Source organism: Aminobacterium sp. MB27-C1 (genome assembly GCF_030908405.1).
GTDB lineage: Bacteria > Synergistota > Synergistia > Synergistales > Aminobacteriaceae > Aminobacterium.
In genome coordinates this window covers 1790266-1806344 of sequence record NZ_CP133089.1, presented here as the reverse complement: position 1 = coordinate 1806344, position 16079 = coordinate 1790266, and the positions used below count along the sequence as shown (strand labels likewise).

At 42.9% G+C, this 16079-nt stretch carries 10 protein-coding genes; 7 read left to right on the top strand and 3 right to left on the bottom strand.

From position 1 onward, the window contains the following. The first annotated feature begins 230 nt into the window (after positions 1–230). Positions 231–3359 carry a carbamoyl-phosphate synthase large subunit gene (gene carB / locus RBH88_RS08755; protein WP_307879552.1) on the top strand — a complete coding sequence of 1043 codons (3129 nt, stop codon included), beginning with the start codon at positions 231–233 and terminating at the stop codon, positions 3357–3359. A 92-nt stretch (positions 3360–3451) separates the two neighbouring features. After that, complete coding sequence (locus RBH88_RS08750; RefSeq protein ID WP_213701370.1) at positions 3452–5413, top strand: transglycosylase SLT domain-containing protein; 1962 nt, start codon at positions 3452–3454, stop codon at positions 5411–5413. 99 nt (positions 5414–5512) lie between these two features. On the opposite strand, the gene RBH88_RS08745 is transcribed toward RBH88_RS08750, so the two are convergent. Beyond that, positions 5513–7633 (bottom strand): CDC48 family AAA ATPase, encoded by a 2121-nt coding sequence (locus RBH88_RS08745; protein ID WP_213690974.1) that lies wholly within the window; start codon positions 7631–7633, stop codon positions 5513–5515. A 119-nt stretch (positions 7634–7752) separates the two neighbouring features. After that, positions 7753–8964, bottom strand: a complete 1212-nt coding sequence (locus tag RBH88_RS08740; RefSeq protein ID WP_213701369.1) for a pyridoxal phosphate-dependent aminotransferase — start codon at positions 8962–8964, stop codon at positions 7753–7755. A gap of 156 nt (positions 8965–9120) precedes the next feature. Between RBH88_RS08740 and RBH88_RS08735 the strand changes: the two genes are divergently transcribed. From RBH88_RS08735 to RBH88_RS08715, 5 genes are all read left to right on the top strand, one after another. Continuing rightward, positions 9121–10332, top strand: coding sequence for a 2,3-bisphosphoglycerate-independent phosphoglycerate mutase (locus RBH88_RS08735; protein WP_213690976.1), 1212 nt, complete (start codon positions 9121–9123; stop codon positions 10330–10332). Positions 10333–10350: 18 nt separating this feature from the next. Then, positions 10351–11370: a 3'-5' exoribonuclease YhaM family protein gene (locus tag RBH88_RS08730; RefSeq protein WP_307879551.1), complete on the top strand. Its 1020-nt coding sequence runs from the start codon at positions 10351–10353 to the stop codon at positions 11368–11370. Then, positions 11371–12342, top strand: a complete 972-nt coding sequence (locus tag RBH88_RS08725; protein ID WP_213701368.1) for an RluA family pseudouridine synthase — start codon at positions 11371–11373, stop codon at positions 12340–12342. It begins immediately after the preceding gene. Between the two features lie 236 nt (positions 12343–12578). Beyond that, positions 12579–12701 (top strand): hypothetical protein, encoded by a 123-nt coding sequence (locus RBH88_RS08720; protein WP_307879550.1) that lies wholly within the window; start codon positions 12579–12581, stop codon positions 12699–12701. A 268-nt stretch (positions 12702–12969) separates the two neighbouring features. After that, positions 12970–14250, top strand: coding sequence for a Glu/Leu/Phe/Val dehydrogenase (locus RBH88_RS08715; RefSeq protein WP_213691821.1), 1281 nt, complete (start codon positions 12970–12972; stop codon positions 14248–14250). Between the two features lie 55 nt (positions 14251–14305). Here RBH88_RS08715 and RBH88_RS08710 read toward each other — a convergent pair whose 3' ends face one another. Then, on the bottom strand, positions 14306–16042 hold the full coding sequence (locus RBH88_RS08710) for a PEP/pyruvate-binding domain-containing protein (RefSeq protein ID WP_213696003.1): 1737 nt from the start codon (positions 16040–16042) through the stop codon (positions 14306–14308). Positions 16043–16079: the final 37 nt, after the last annotated feature.

Here is a 16079-nt window from a genome sequence, read left to right as displayed (position 1 = left end):
AAATAACGTTACGTGGTATAAAACCTCTTCGGATCAGATTCTATTGACCTTTACTTTATATTCCGAGGATGATAAAATGTTTGTATACAAGAAACCTGATGTTCTTCTTTCGACAAATAAAGAAAATATAATGGGAGAAGGAATTGGTGTTTTCTTTTTTGGAAATAAGGCTTCAAAGCGTTAGGCTTTGAGGCCTTTTTTTTATATTCATTGAAAGTGAGGCTTTTATTATGTATAAGAAGGTTCTTATTTTAGGTTCGGGCCCCATTCGTATTGGACAAGCAGCAGAGTTTGATTATTCTGGAAGCCAGGCATGTAGAGCATTAAAAGAAGAGGGATGCGAAGTTATATTGCTCAATAGTAACCCTGCAACAATACAGACAGATGTTGAACTTGCAGATTATGTGTACATCAAACCTCTTACAGTGGAAACAGTAGAACAGATTCTTCAGGTTCATTCTCCCGATGGAGTTATAGCAACTCTGGGAGGGCAAACTGGTTTGAATCTATGTGTAGAATGTGAAGAACGTGGAATTTGGCAAAAATATGGTACCAAAGTTTTGGGAACCTCCGTTACGTCAATACGTGAGGCAGAAGGGCGACAGGCTTTTAGAGAGCTCATGATAAAAACAGAGCAGCCCATCATCGAGAGCGTTTACGTTTCTTCTATTGATGAGGGAGTAGTTTTTGCCGAAGAGACGTCATTCCCTTTGATTATTCGTCCAGATTATACATTGGGTGGAACGGGCGGTGGTGTTGCTTACACCATGAAGGAACTAAGTGAGCGCCTTGAAGAAGGATTACGTGCATCCCCTGTTCATAGGGTACTCCTCGAAAGATATTTAGAGGGATGGCATGAAATAGAAGCGGAAGTTATCAGAGATGAAGCTGGTAATAAAATTTGTGTTTGCGGTATGGAAAATATTGACCCCATGGGAGTTCATACCGGTGATTCAGTTGTTGTTTCTCCCGTTTTAACATTGACGGACGATCAGTGGCTAAGATTAAAAAAAGCTGCTCTTGATATAGTGGAAAGCCTTGAAGTTGAAGGGGCTTGTAACGTTCAGTTTGCTCTCTCCCCCGATGGTGAAGAATATGCCGTAATAGAAGTCAATCCTCGTGCCAGCCGTTCCAGTGCTCTGGCAAGTAAGGCTACAGGATACCCCATTGCTCGTATTGCGGCGAAAATAGCATTAGGGAAGACCTTGCCAGAAATTCCCAACCCAATGACGGGCAATGGAAATGCCATGGTTGAACCTGACCTTGACTATATAGTTCTCAAGTTACCTCGTTGGCCATTTGATGCCTTCCCAACAGCCAATATGGAACTTGGAACGAAAATGAAAGCTACAGGAGAGGTAGTCGCTGTAGGGAAAACCCTTCCTCAGGCTCTTCTCAAGGCCTTCCGTTCTATTGATGGTCGAGACCAGCTTTTTGGTGATGATCTGAAAGAATTGGCGAATGAAGATCTCTGGGACCACGTTACAACTCCAACATCTCAGAGAATCCCTGCCATGTTCGACTTATTGCGAAAAGGTTTTTCTGTTTCTGAGATTGCACAGCGAAGCGCTTTTGTTCCTTATTTTATAGAAATTATGAGTCATATTGTAGCAATGGAGAAAAAGTTGAGAGACGAAGGTCTTTCCATTTTGGCAGAAGCCAAAAAGCTAGGTTTTTCTGACCGCGTTATTGCCACTTTAACGAAGCACGCGATAAAAGAAATAAGAGAAGAAGAAAACCGTCAGAAAATAAATATGATTTATAGGGAAATAGATGGTTGTGCCACAGATGAGCCGGCAGAATCTGGATACTACTTTGGATATTACGATCAGGCAGAGGTTCAGCACAAAGAGGCGTCAGAACGAACAATTGCCGTTCTTGGTTCAGGTGCTATCCGTATAGCTCAGGGAGTGGAGTTTGACTATTGTTGCGTGAAAGCTGTAGAAGCACTTCGCCGTCGAGGAATTCGAGCCGTTATGATCAACAATAATCCTGAAACAGTAAGTACCGATTACGATATCTCCGATGCTCTCTATCTTGAACCCCTTACCGAAGAAGATGTGGATCATATCTTATCCCAAGAGGGAGCGGAAGGAATTCTGGCTTCTTATGGTGGTCAGACGTCTCTGCGTTTAGGACAAATTTTAGCTTCTCAGGGAGCTCCTATTATTGGTACGTCTTTCAATTCAATTAATATGGCCGAAGATAGGGGAGCCTTTGCCAAACTCCTTCGCCAGCTTAAAATTCACTATCCTGAAGGCGATGCTGTTACATCCTTGGAAGAAGGAATTGCTTTAATAGAAAAACTTGGTTTCCCTCTTATGGTGCGGCCAAGCTTTGTTATAGGTGGCGTTGCCATGCATGTAGCAACACGATTTGAAGATTGTGTAAAAATTTTGGAGATGGCCTTTTCAGCGGAACCCGATCAGTCTGTCATGATCGATAGATTCCTTCCGGGCAAAGAATTTGAGGTTGATGCCGTTTGCGACGGGAAAGACATTTTGATTCCTGGTATCTTTGAACACCTTGATCCTGCCGGAATACACTCGGGAGATTCAATCAGCATCTTTCCCGATATCTCTTTGAATCAGCGACAGCGACAAGAAATAGTTGATATAACCAGAAAACTTTCAGAAGCCCTTGACGTACATGGCTTGCTCAATATCCAATTTGTGCTTTCCTCAGGAACTCTTTACGTTATTGAAGCAAATCCGCGTGCCAGCAGAACTGTACCTATTGGCAGCAAATTAACAGGTATTCCTTTGGTTGACTTATCCGTGGGAGTTGCTTTGGGAGAACGACTTGTAAACTCTTCATGGGGGACAGGCCTATATCTTTATACAGGGCCTTTTGGTGTTAAAGCCCCAGTCTTTTCCACCGAAAAACTTCCGGGAATAGATTCACGACTTGGCCCACAGATGCAATCCACAGGAGAATCTTTAGGCGTAGCCGATACGGTTTCAGATGCTCTTTTCGATGCATTACAAGGTGCTGATCTTTCCATACCAGAAAAGGGTCGAGTCCTTTTCTCCGTTCGTGATGATGTTAAAGACAGAGTCTATCCTGTAGCTTCCATGTTATCAGCGTTAGGATGGGATATAGATGCTACTCCTGGAACAGCTACACTTTTGAAACGATGGGGCTTGCCAGTGAACCCCATTAAAAAAGATGATTCCCTTTTTGAAGGAGTGCGGAACGGTCGGTGGCAGTTGATTGTCAATATTCCTGGCTTATTCATAGAGCCTTTGACGGATGGTGCAAAAATTCGTAAAGCAGCGCTCGACGGATCTATAGTGTGTCTCCATTCCCTTGAAACAGCAGCTGCTGTTGCTTCGGCGGCTATTGCCAGGAAAAAGTAAAGGTATGAAATAAGTAAAATTACTTCGATAGAAGTTCGTTCATCATCTATAATGGGAAACCACGACCCAGAGCGGAAGAAGGAGTGATATGGATGATAAAAAAACTTCATGTTCTGGTGATAGTGTTTCTTTTTGTCTTCATAGGAGAAGGAGTAGCTCATAGTTCAGCTTTGCCAAATGCGCTCTCTATGGAAGAGGCTTTTTTGAACAGAGATTGGGAGACAGTAGACATGCTTCTTCTAAAAGAAGGTTCTTCTCTCTCTTCAAAAGAGCAGTCTTTGGCTGCAAATGCTCTCTGGCTACAAGGTCGCTGGGGAGAGGCTCTTTCCCTTATGGAATCTATGGATGATGAACAACTTCCATCTTTGATCTCTCCTTATAGAGATATGATGACTCTTCTTGCATATGAAAGAACCGGCGAGAAACAAAAGGCATATGAAGCGGCAGAAATTCTTTTACCCAAGGCCCCTGAAGAGTTAAGTTATTATGTGGCTTATGCTCTTGCTCGACTCTCTTCGGACCCGGCTCTTCACCGGCATTGGCTAGAAATAATGCTTCAAAAAGCTTCCAATCGATCTCAAACTACACAAACGTTAGGCGAACTGCTTGAAACTTCTGGAGATAATATGGCGTATGCGCTGCAATTGTTGCAATTCGAGCCGATGAATAAACGGGCTTTAGCTGTTTTGCAAAAGAGTAAAAAACCATTTAGTGCCCCGATTTCCAACGCGTTGGGATATGGTGCCTATCTTAATGGAAACTACTCTCAGGCTATTCCTCTCTTTTTGGCTGTTCCGCTGAATTCAAAGGAAGGACTTAAATCTCGTTATTACAGGGCTGTTTCTCTTTATCGACTTGAACAGTATGAAGAGGCGCTAGATCTTTGGGAGTGGCTGGCGTTACATGGTAAAGGCTATGCAGAGTCTTCTGTGCGTCGTATTGGAATACTTGCCGGTCGAAACGAAAAAGAGAAATCTCTTTCTGCTTTGGAACATATAGTCAGAGAGGGAAATGAGACTGTTCGAGCCAGGGCTCTATATTCTCTTTATACGCTTGTGGAGGAAGAGAAAAAGGAACTCTTTAAGCGAGAACTTATAGAGAAGTATTCTACTTCGGAAGGCGCTCAATCTATCCTTTGGGATGATGCCTGGCGTGCCTGGAAAAAAGGACAGATAAGCGAGGCTCTCGGCATATGGGAAAAACTTCTTTCACAGAGTAGCGGAATTTGGAGAGAACGTCTCTTATATTGGACGGCCAGAGGGTATGAAAAATTGGAAAGAAAAGAAAAAGCAGAAGAGGTATTTCATACACTACTCTCAGAATATCCTCTTTCGATCTATAGCTTTTTAGCTTCGCCAGGAGGGCCATCTTTTACTTCAGACACACCCGAGGAGCTGCAAAAAAGACCGGATATTCTCGAAGATTGGGGATTCATTTTTTATGCGAGATTAAGACTCCTACGGGAAGGAAGTCCAGCGGCACTTTATCGAGCCGCAGTGCTTTCCAAATGGCTCGAAGATGAACCAGGGGCCTATAGTGCGGCTTCTTCCTTAATGTCTTTGTTTTTAAAATTTCAGCCCTTGCCCAAAGAGGGGATTCGCTTTTTATACCCACGTCCCTTTGGGGGGTTTGTGCAGCAGGCTACAACCCGATTTGGTGTTGAAGCAAACCTCATTTGGTCTGTAATGCGCCAGGAGAGTGCTTTTGATGCAGAAGTAAATAGTTGGGTTGGCGCCATAGGTCTGATGCAACTTATGCCTGCGACAGGGAAGGAAGAAGCTCGTCTTGTTGGTATGGAAAACGCTGATTTATGGAATCCAAATACAAATATTCTGCTCGGTGCCTCTCATTTGGCAAGACTTCAGAAGCGTTTCCGTCGCTTGGAGTGGGCTGTTGCGGCCTATAATGCTGGAAGTGGTGCAGTAGGACGTTGGATTAAAGAGGGTGAGGAACGTCCTTTCGATGAATGGATGGAAGATATTCCCTATAATGAAACGAGGAATTATGTGCGGAAGGTAATGGGAAATCTCTTTATTTATCGCATGCTTTATTAGGGCTTTCGGATCATATATGCTTAACTGTGTTTTTAAAAAGTAAGAGGGATCTTTCGTTAACGAAAGATCCCTCTTACTTTTTTAGTATAGTATGGATTTTTATCCTTTTTGAAGATTGCTTTTTAAAAAGGATAAGGCTGTTTCAAAATGTTCTTTCTCAATACGAGGAATATCGCTTTTCCCATTTTTAAGATAGTCTCGAATAGCGAGAGCTGATGCTTTTCGACATATAAAATCTATATCGCCACCGCTTCGACCTTCTGTGACAGAGACCAGATCTTCGATATGAATGTCTTCCGCTAGAGGCTTTTTCTGCAAATGTATCTGGAAAATCTCAAGTCGAGCTTTTGCATCAGGCATGGGAAGTTCAAGAACAACATCAAATCGACCGCTGCTCAGAAGAGCGGGATCAATAAGATCTATTCTGTTGGTTGTTGCCAGGACTGTCACTCCCTTAAGCTCTTCAATTCCACTCATTTCTGCGAGAAACTGACTTATGACACGCTCTGTGAAGCTGGCCCCAGATCCACTATCTCGTCCACGAATAGGAACGAGGGATTCTATTTCGTCGAAATAAAGAATAGAAGGAGAAGCTTGCTTAGCTTTTTTGAAGACTTCACGAATGGCTCTTTCACTTTCTCCAACATATTTAGACATAAGGGCAGGACCTTTTACAGGAATGAAGTTAACGCCGCTTTCGTGTGCCAATGCGCGAACAAGCAACGTCTTTCCTGTTCCGGAAGGTCCGTATAACAAGATACCTTGTGGTGGAGTTATTCCAAATTTTTCATAAACATTACTGTGTTCAAGAGGCCATTGAACAGCTTCTATAAGCTCTTGCTTTATTGATTCAAGTCCTCCAATATCATTCCATGTTACGTCAGGTACCTCAACAAATACTTCGCGTATTGCAGATGGTTCGACCTCTTTCAATGCGTCAAGAAAATTCCCCATAGAGACATTCATTGAAAGGAGTTCATCGTAAGGAATATCGGCTTTTTCATAATCGATACTGGGAAGAATACGTCTAAGGGAAGACATGGCTGCTTCTTTGGCCAATGCTTCAATATCTGCACCTACGAAACCGTGGGTAATTTCGGCGAGACGCATTAAATCAACGTCTTCTGCCAACGGCATTCCCCGTGTATGAATTTGTAAAATTTCAAAACGTCCATTGCGGTCGGGAATAGGAACAGAAATTTCCCTGTCGAATCGTCCGGGACGACGAAGTGCTGGATCTAAAGTGTTGGGAATATTGGTGGCACCTATAACGATAACTTGTCCTCTAGATTCAAGTCCGTCCATCAGAGCGAGAAGTTGCGCAACGACACGTCGTTCCACCTGCTTTTCCCCGCCCATTTCTTCTCGTTTGGGAGCAATTGCATCTATTTCATCTATAAAAATAATAGCTGGAGCATGTGCCTGTGCTTCATCAAAGACATTACGAAGGCGCTCTTCGCTTTCTCCATAAAATTTTCCTATAATTTCAGGCCCTGAAATATGAGTGAAATATACATCTGTTTCGTTTGCGACAGCTCTGGCAATAACAGTTTTACCTGTTCCTGGCGGGCCATATAAAAGTACTCCTTTGGGTGGTTGAACGCCGAGTCTGTCAAAAACTTGAGGAAAACGCAGGGGAAGCTCAATCATTTCTCGAACGCGCTGTATTTGAGGCCCAAGACCGCCGATGTCTTCATAAGAGATACGTGTAGCTTTTTGTTCTTTTGTCATTTGTTTTTCAACGTTTATATAGGTAGCACTGCTGATAAGAACAATATTCTTAGGCGTAGTGTCAACAACAAGAAAATCACATGTCCTCGTACCGTAAAGGTTGGTTCGTATGCGATCTCCTTCTACAACAGGCAGACCTTCAAGAAGAGAACTAAGATAGACGGAATCCCGTTCTTTTTCGAGAAGAGGGGTAGACGTCAGAGGGCGGAGAGTAATGCTGCCCGCAAAGTGATGGTCAGTCTTCCGTATAGAAATCTTTTCGTCGAGACCTACGCGAGCGTTTTCTCGGGTTATTCCATCGATTTGTATCGTTTTTTGTCCCATATCGCCAGAATCGCAAGCCAATACTCTGGCTGGAGTCTTTCTTTTGCCTGCAATTTCTATGATTTGACCTTCAGACAGTCCATATCTTTTAATATCTTCTGGGTCTATTCGTGCAATACACCTTCCCACATCTTTCGATAGAGCTTCTTTGACTCGTAGTGGCATTCAAAAGCGCTCCCTTCTAAAAAATCAACCAGAGTATATGCTACCACAAAGGCCCTTCCCGGTGAATCTTCCGGAAAGGGCCTTAAAGAAGTTTCTATTAGTCTTTTAATTACCGATTTTTACTGAGCTGATACAGGCTCTACACGTCCTGGATAGGCTTCAAGAGCACCTTTAAGAATTTTCATGGCTTTTACAAGATCTTCATTGTTGAGTACGTAGGCAAGGCGAGCTTCGTTTTTGCCCAGGCCTGGAGTGCCGTAGAAGCCTTCAGCTGGAGCAGCCATCATTGTTTCTCCGTTGATGTCATAATTCAGAAGCATCCAGATGACAAACTTTTCGGCATCGTCAACGGGCATTTTGACTACAACGTAGAAAGCGCCTTTAGGCTGTTCGCAAATGACACCGGGTATTTCTTTCAGTGCATTGTAAAGAGTGTCTCTGCGTGTCTGATACTCCTTATTTACATCTTCAAGATATGAAACGGGGGTGCTATACAGGGCAGTAGCTCCTACCTGCTCAATGGTAGGAACACAGAGACGACCCTGGCAAAGCTTGAGAATTTCTTTCATAAGAGCTTCGTTTTTCGAAGCTATACAACCGATGCGAGCTCCACATGCGCTATAGCGTTTTGACACGGAATCAACGATAATAACTCTATCTTCCACGTCAGGAAGATTGCCAAAACTTGTATATTTAAGTCCGTCATAGACGAACTCTCTATAGACTTCGTCAGCTATGATATACAGGTCGTGTTTCTTGGCAATGTCGGCTAGCATCTTCATTTCTTCTATTGTGTAGATGGCACCTGTGGGGTTACCGGGGTTGGAAATGAGAATGCATCGTGTCTTGGGAGTAATGACCGCTTCGATTTTTTCCTGCGGAGGAAGGTGGAATCCTTCTTCAGCTTTTGTAGTGATTGGGACAATATTGACGTTAACGCATCTTGAAAAGGCGTTGTAATTAGCGTAGAAAGGTTCGGGAATAAGAATTTCATCACCAGGGTCGCATGTAGCCATAATAGAAAACATAATGGCTTCGCTTCCGCCGTTTGTTACGAGAATGTGATCTCTTTCGAAGTGGATGTCATAGCTTTCGTAATATTTTCTCATGGCATCTCGAAGTTCATTGCTGCCCTGAGAAGTGGAGTAGGCGATAACATCCTGTGCAAAATCTTTAATAGCCTGGAGGAAAGAGGGAGGAGTCTTGATATCCGGCTGTCCGATATTCAAATGGTACACTTTTTTCCCTTTTGCTTTTGCCTCATCTGCGTATGGAATGAGCCTTCTGATAGGAGAAGACTGCATAGCGGTGATTCTGTTAGAAAACCTCATGTAACAACGTCCCCCTTATACGTATAATTTGAAGCAGAACCTCTTTTGAATGATAGCATAAGAGAGTGAAAACGTTAACTCATTCTCAAAGCATAGAATACAGTAAAGAAAAATAGAGCCGAAGGATATATAATGCAATGTTTTGGAGGTGTAGGCATGATTTCCCGTATGGATTTATTGCAATCATTAGCGATTGAGAACGAAAAAAAGATGGTTTTACTTGTTATGGACGGTCTTGGCGGACTTCCGGGGGAAGATGGTTTGACGGAGCTTGAAAAAGCAAAAACTCCTTTGATGGATCGTCTTGCCGCGGAATCCGAGCTAGGGCTTCTTTCTATGGTTGATGTAGGCATTACTCCAGGAAGCGGGCCGGGGCATCTTTCTCTTTTTGGATATGACCCATTGACATGGTCTATTGGCAGAGGAATTCTCGAAGCTCTTGGAGTAGGAGCCCATGTTGGGGCTGGGGACATTTGCGCTCGGGGAAATTTCTGCACGGTCGATGCTGATGGCGTTATTCTTGATAGACGGGCGGGGAGGATTCCTTCAGAGGAGAGTGCCCGAGTTGTTGAAAAGCTTCAGAAGGAAATAAAGAGTATAGAAAATGTGAAAGTAACATTTTATCCAGGTAGAGAGCACCGTTTCGTCGTTGTCTTTTCAGGAGAAAACCTTTCTGAGGAAGTAAATGACGCTGATCCACAAAAAGAAGGGCTCCCTATGCGCTGGGCAGAAGCACGTAATGAAAAAGCTCTTCGTACGGAAAAAATTATAAATGCTTTTATTAGAAAAGTATGGGAAGTTTTGAAGGATGAGAATCCTGCCAATGGTTGTTTGTTGAGAGGATTTTCTTCTGCCCCTCACATTCCGTCATTGAAGGAGCTTTATAAAATAAAACCTATGGCGTTGGCAACATATCCTATGTATAGAGGGCTTGCACGCTTGGTTGGCATGGAAATCGGAAATGCCGGAGAGACGCTGGAACAGTTATTTGACGCTGTTGGGAACTACTGGAAAGATTACTCGTATTTTTATGTTCATGTAAAATATACAGACAGCCGTGGAGAAGATGGTAACTTTGCTGAAAAGGTAAAAATTATAGAAGAAGTGGACCGTCTCTTGCCCAAAATTCTTGATTTGAAACCAGATGTGTTAGCTATTACTGGCGATCACAGCACGCCTTCCCTTCTTTCTGGTCACTCTTGGCATGAAGTTCCTCTTTTGTTGTGGAGCCCCTTTGCACGACGTTGCAATGCTGTAGAATTTGGAGAGAAAGCCTGCTCAGCAGGGACGTTGGGACGTATGCAGGGAGATAAACTTATTGGCCTTATGATGGCTCACGGTTTGAAGCTTAATAAATATGGTGCATAGAAGATTGGAAGTGTTATCGTGGCTGAATCAGGATATTTGAGTACTAGTTCGATTAAAAAACTACAAAAAGACAATAAATTTTATTGTCTCGGTGTTGTTAGCAAACTGATTTCTAAAAAGGACAAAAATAACAAAACATATTGGGAACTTTCTCTTATGGATAGCGACGGAGTTATCGAAGGGAAAATATGGGGCAATGCTCAGTGGTGGGATCGGAGAACGGATCCTCAGAAAACAATAGATCCCCTGGAATGGGAAGAAGTATCTGATCTCTCAGGTCAGACTATTGGAGTGCTGGGGCAAGTTTCCGAATTCCGGGGGCAGCTACAATACAACTTCAATGCTATTTATTATGTAGATCAAAATCAATATCCGCCTCATTCTTTTGTGCAAAGGTCACCGTTCCCTTTAGATGAGATGGAAGCTGAATTTGGGTCTCTTATTGATAGTTGTGCATCTCCAGTTCACGACTTCTTAAAATTTGTTTTTAGCGGTATTTTCTGGGAACAGTTTAAGGATTGGCCAGCGGCTGTTTCTCACCACCACGCCTATGTTTCCGGATTGCTAGAGCATACACTCGGTGTTGCGCGGTTGGCTTGTTCCATGGCTGATGCCAGTAGCAAATCAGGGTACGGGGCGAATCGAGATCTTGTTGTAGCAGGAGCTCTCCTTCACGATATTGGTAAAGTCGATTCGTATAAACTCTCTCCTGCTCCAGAAATGACGGTAGAGGGAACAGTTATAGATCACATTGTTTTGGGGTATCATCGTCTTTCTCGCCTCGTAGAAGAGTTTGGCCTCGAAGATAAATATGCATCAGCTTTAGGTCATATCATCGTAAGTCACCATGGAAGCAAAGAATTCGGATCTCCAGTCGTTCCTGCTACTCCAGAGGCGATGATTGTGTCAGCCGCAGATGAACTTGACTTTAAGCTCTATTGTTGGCGTGATGCTGTTGATCAGATTGACGATGGCAAAGAGATATCTGAATGGAACTACTCTGCTCAGCGGCGTTTCTGGAAATGGGAGCAAAATTAAATGTCTTATACCTTTACTGTTTCCGAGCATCATGACGGAAGAAGGTTGGATAAAGTCATTCGAACATTGTGGCCAACTCTTCCCCTTGGAGCAATGATGAAGGGAATTAGAAAAGGGCTTGTTCGAGTAGATGGGAAAAAGGTTGCGTGCTCTGTTCGTTTGGAGGAGGGACAATCTGTTTATGTCCCTTGGGAGAGGCCAGAAGAACATAATCATAGTTTCGCAATGCAAAAAAATGAAAAGAAAAAGACAACAGAGAGAAGAATTCCCCTTGCTGTTGTTTATAAAGATCAATTTCTTATGGTTCTTAACAAAAGAGCTGGCCTTCTTGTTCAACCTGACGAAAGTGGAGAAGAGAGTCTTATTGAGCAGGTTTGGGCAGAAGTGCCTCCCGAAGAAGATTTTCGTGCCTGTGCCGTACATCGTCTTGATCGGAATACAACTGGTCTTGTTGTAGTGGCTCTTCATGGGCAGGCAGTGAGGGAGCTTCAAAGAGCTTTTAGGGATGATGATGTACGAAAAACATATTTAGTTGCAGTATATGGAAAAACGCCTCAGGAAGGAGATATTACATTGCCCTTGCTTAAAGATAGGGATAAAAATATTGTAAAAGTTGATCCTTCGGGGCAGGTGGCTCACACCCATTTTGAGAAGATAGCAGGAGATGACAAATATTCTCTTCTAAAGGTGCATTTATTGACGGGACGTTCTCACCAAATACGAGTGCATTTGGCCTCTTTGAATTACCCTGTCGTTGGCGATGTCAAATATGGAGCGTCTACTGTCAATAAAGAATGGTATAGGCGAATCCACCTGAGTCACCCTCTTCTTCATGCTTGGTCCATTTCCTTTCATAATATGAAAGCGCCTCTTGAGTATTTAGAGGGAAGAGTATTTCCTGCGGAGCCTGACAACCTTTTTTATAAGTTTTTGCAAATTAAGGGTTGGCAGAAATACTGCAAGGGGGTATAATACATACAGACAAGGGGTATGGAGGTGTGTAGCGAATGAGAGATTTAAAAATATCGGTTTCTGACAAGGCTTTTGAACGACTGTCAAAAATGGGAGAAGGATTTCTTATTGAGAGAAATATAGGCGGAGGATGAGCCGCTGTTCGAGCCGTTCTCGTTGAGAATGGACAACCACCTGCAAAAGAAGGATATTCTTCATACAATGTAGATGGTGTAACTCTTTGGATTCCTGATTTCATGTCTTTTCAGAATGACGAGGTAGTAATAGATTTGAAGGGCTTTTTGTGGGCAGCAAATTTAGTTGTTGTTTCTGCCCTCTCAAGTCGAGGCTCGGGATGTGGTAGTTGCAGCTGCCATTAAAAAGAGATACAATATAAACTATTAAGAAGGGACTGTTCAAAAGGACAGTCCCTTCTTTGATGTAAAGGATTGAATAAAGAATACAGTATAATTTATACTTTTTTCAGATTGGAAGTCCTTTTTTAGGTATTAAGGATTATTTGCAGGAAAAGTGCGTATTTTATTGGTTGGTATGTAAAATTCGTGATATCATTATCAACAAAGTGCTCCATTCAATGGAACACGACTAGCGGCGTGAGCCGTCAGCATATCAGGAGGTGTTTGTTAGATGTCCGTGGTTAAGCGTACGTCCTCTAATGTGCTCCTTGACACAGCTCTGAACAACTTTTATGCAGCAGCTGAAGAGATGGGTCTTGAAGATGGACTTATCGAAATTTTAAGTCATTCCGAAAGGAAATTAGCGGTTTCTATTCCAGTGGAGATGGATGACGGTACAGTCAAAGTTTTTGAAGGCTATCGTGTACAGCACTCCTCGGCTATAGGGCCATCCAAGGGCGGAGTCCGTTTCCATCCGGAAGTTTGCCTTGATGAATGTGAAGCTCTTGGAATGATGATGACCTGGAAATGTTCCTTGGCTGGTATTCCTTACGGCGGCGGCAAGGGTGGAGTTTGCTGCGATCCTCTCGAAATGTCAAAACGAGAGAAAGAGCGTGTGGCAAGAACATATGCTGCTCGTATAGAGCCCATGGTTGGTGCATGGACAGACGTTCCTGCTCCAGACGTGAACACAGGTGGTCCCGAGATGGTATGGTTCATGGATACCATCAGCAAAATGAGAGGCCGTCTTGAGCCTGCGATTTTTACAGGTAAACCCATAGGCATGTGGGGTTCAAAGGGCCGTACAGCAGCAACAGGTTACGGTGTTGCTACATGTGCTCTTGAGCTTTTCAAGGCTTTGAAAAAAGACGTAAAAGGCGCTACTTTTGCAATTCAGGGCTTTGGTAATGTTGGAACCTACGCAGCCAAGACCTTGCAGGATGCCGGCGGAAAAGTAGTTGGTATCAGCGATATTACAGGAACATACTATTGTAAAGATGGTATTGATATCGATAAGGCTATGAACTATGTACAGAACGTTCATCCAAAGAGACTTCTTGAAGGTTACGAGCAGCCTGGCCTTGAGAAGATGGGTCTTACCGATATTCTTTTCCTTGATGTCGATCTCTTTATCCCAGCCGCTCTTGAGGGCGTTATCAATGAAAAGAACGCAGATAAAGTAAAGGCAAAATATATTGTTGAAGCAGCTAACGGCCCTCTCACTCCAGGAGGAGACGCAATTCTTGATGAAAAAGGCGTAATGATTGTTCCTGACTTCCTTGCCAACTCCGGTGGCGTTATCGGATCTTACTTTGAGTGGGCTCAGGATCTTGGTGGATATTTCTGGAGCATCGAAGAGTACAACGAGCGTCTGATCAGCATTATGAAGGGCAACTTTGCGAAAGTCTGGGACTATTCTCAGGAGAAGAACGTAAGAATGCGTCGCGCAGCCTTTATGGCAGCGATTCAGAGAGTTGCAGATGCTGTTCGTATGAGAGGTATTTTCCTTTAGGTTTTAATTATGTACAGAGAAAGGAGCGGTTTTTAGCCGCTCCTTTTTTTATGGTTTATTCATTTACTATGATAACGCCCTTTTCCTTGTCACCATCCAAAAAAACAGAAAAATCTCCAGTGTAAAATCGAACAGCAGGGTGTCTCTTTTGTTCGTATGGAGCAGTGTTAAACCATTCATGATTAAAGATGTTGTCTTTGAAACCGGAAAAAACAGGTAAATAAAGAATTCCATCGTTATCGAGATCTAAAAAGAAATGAGTTCCATAAGAGAGTTCAGGTGTATAGTTTTTTTCTGTGATTCCGACTTCTATGAGACAGCCGCAATTACAGATTTCGTTGTAACGTACTGGTGTTCCCAATTTGGGGTTTGAACTTCCCCATCGACCAGGACCCACCAAAATATAGTTAGTTCCGGCGAGTTTTTCATTAATTCGCCCTATTTCTCGGGCAACTTGATAAAAAGTGTCATCTTTGCCATATAAATATGGGTCTACATATACAATATGTTTTATATGTTCAAGACGGCCATTGCTGACCATTCTGTTCCCTCTAAGTATGATCTGATCTTCTCTGACCTCTGGAATGCGTACTTTTGCCATTTCTTCATAGGCTGCTAAAGGACGCAACTGTACAATGAACAATTGCTCACTTGCTGTGTCGTAGGTAAACTCGAAATCGACAGGCATTCCCATAGATTCTTCCAAAAAGTGAGCGAGATCCTTCATGCGAGAGAAAAATTTAGGATGTCTTTGAGGAAAGGATGAAAATGTAAAAAGAGGTAATCCATCTTTTCTTCCAAGACTTGATCCTGCCCAATATAGAAGATTATCACAGTAAATTTCTATAAAGGATGAAGCCATAGGATGTTCTTTTAAAATAAAAGAAAGATGATCTCCTACGTTTGCTGTTGTAAATTCACCTCTGTTACGGTCAACAAAGTCAAATTCAATCTGGCTCGTTTGTGCAATATCTTCTGGTTGGTTCCCCTGAGGGCGCAGAGAGGGGTGAGACAAGAAAACCTGACATGCTTTTGCCCTGTCTACTGTTCGAGTTCCCATACCGAAACAATAGCGCATAATACCATCATCTTTTTTTATGCGAGTAGATGGTCTTCTATACACTTTAGAAAAGACAGTTCCTGCTATTTCGGGATAAAACATGTTCCCGTGAGGCTTTCCCATCACGGGTTGAATAATCACGGCCATTGCTTCATTTTCGTCGCAGAAACCATGTTTTTTCCTGTATGCCCGTGCAGCGGGATTGTAAAGAGACGCCCAAACTTCCCGTATAGCCAGCTCAATTTTTTCGTAACGTTCTTCTATAGACCCTGTATTGGCAGAAAAACGAGTTCCGTACTTACCTGCAAAAGAGAGTTTTTTTGAGTCTTCGAGAAGAGAGCTTGAACGAATAGCCAGAGGAATGTCTCCAATCTCTTCTATTACACTAATTAGGTTTTTTTTGAAAGACTCTCTGACCTTTCCGTTTCGAAAAGCTTCTGAAACAACGGCAAAGATATATTCAGCACCGTCTTCCTCACTACTTTCAGGAGCGGCATCAATTGCGTCAGCAAGAATTTTTTTAATCAAATTATCCTCGACAAATTCTTGAAAAATGTCTGTTGTTATCACGTAGTTTATAGGAGGCAGATCCACAAAGGATTCGAAGGTGCTGCCTGTTATGATGGTATGAGCAAAGGCTAACCCTTTGGCCTTACCTCCCACCTTACCTGTGCCTATAAGTCTTTTATAATGCCTATAAACAGGAATGGGATCAAATTCTTGATATGACATTGCCCTCCTGCCTCCTTTCTACGTTGATAATAAAATA

Excerpts from the sequence above, each read along its gene's own strand:
- carB (WP_307879552.1), top strand. The coding sequence starts at position 231 with ATGTATAAGAAGGTTCTTATTTTAGGTTCGGGCCCCATTCGTATTGGA.
- RBH88_RS08750 (WP_213701370.1), top strand. The coding sequence starts at position 3,452 with ATGATAAAAAAACTTCATGTTCTGGTGATAGTGTTTCTTTTTGTCTTC.
- RBH88_RS08745 (WP_213690974.1), bottom strand. The coding sequence starts at position 7,633 with ATGCCACTACGAGTCAAAGAAGCTCTATCGAAAGATGTGGGAAGGTGT.
- RBH88_RS08740 (WP_213701369.1), bottom strand. The coding sequence starts at position 8,964 with ATGAGGTTTTCTAACAGAATCACCGCTATGCAGTCTTCTCCTATCAGA.
- RBH88_RS08735 (WP_213690976.1), top strand. The coding sequence starts at position 9,121 with ATGATTTCCCGTATGGATTTATTGCAATCATTAGCGATTGAGAACGAA.
- RBH88_RS08725 (WP_213701368.1), top strand. The coding sequence starts at position 11,371 with ATGTCTTATACCTTTACTGTTTCCGAGCATCATGACGGAAGAAGGTTG.
- RBH88_RS08720 (WP_307879550.1), top strand. The coding sequence starts at position 12,579 with ATGTCTTTTCAGAATGACGAGGTAGTAATAGATTTGAAGGGCTTTTTG.
- RBH88_RS08715 (WP_213691821.1), top strand. The coding sequence starts at position 12,970 with ATGTCCGTGGTTAAGCGTACGTCCTCTAATGTGCTCCTTGACACAGCT.
- RBH88_RS08710 (WP_213696003.1), bottom strand. The coding sequence starts at position 16,042 with ATGTCATATCAAGAATTTGATCCCATTCCTGTTTATAGGCATTATAAA.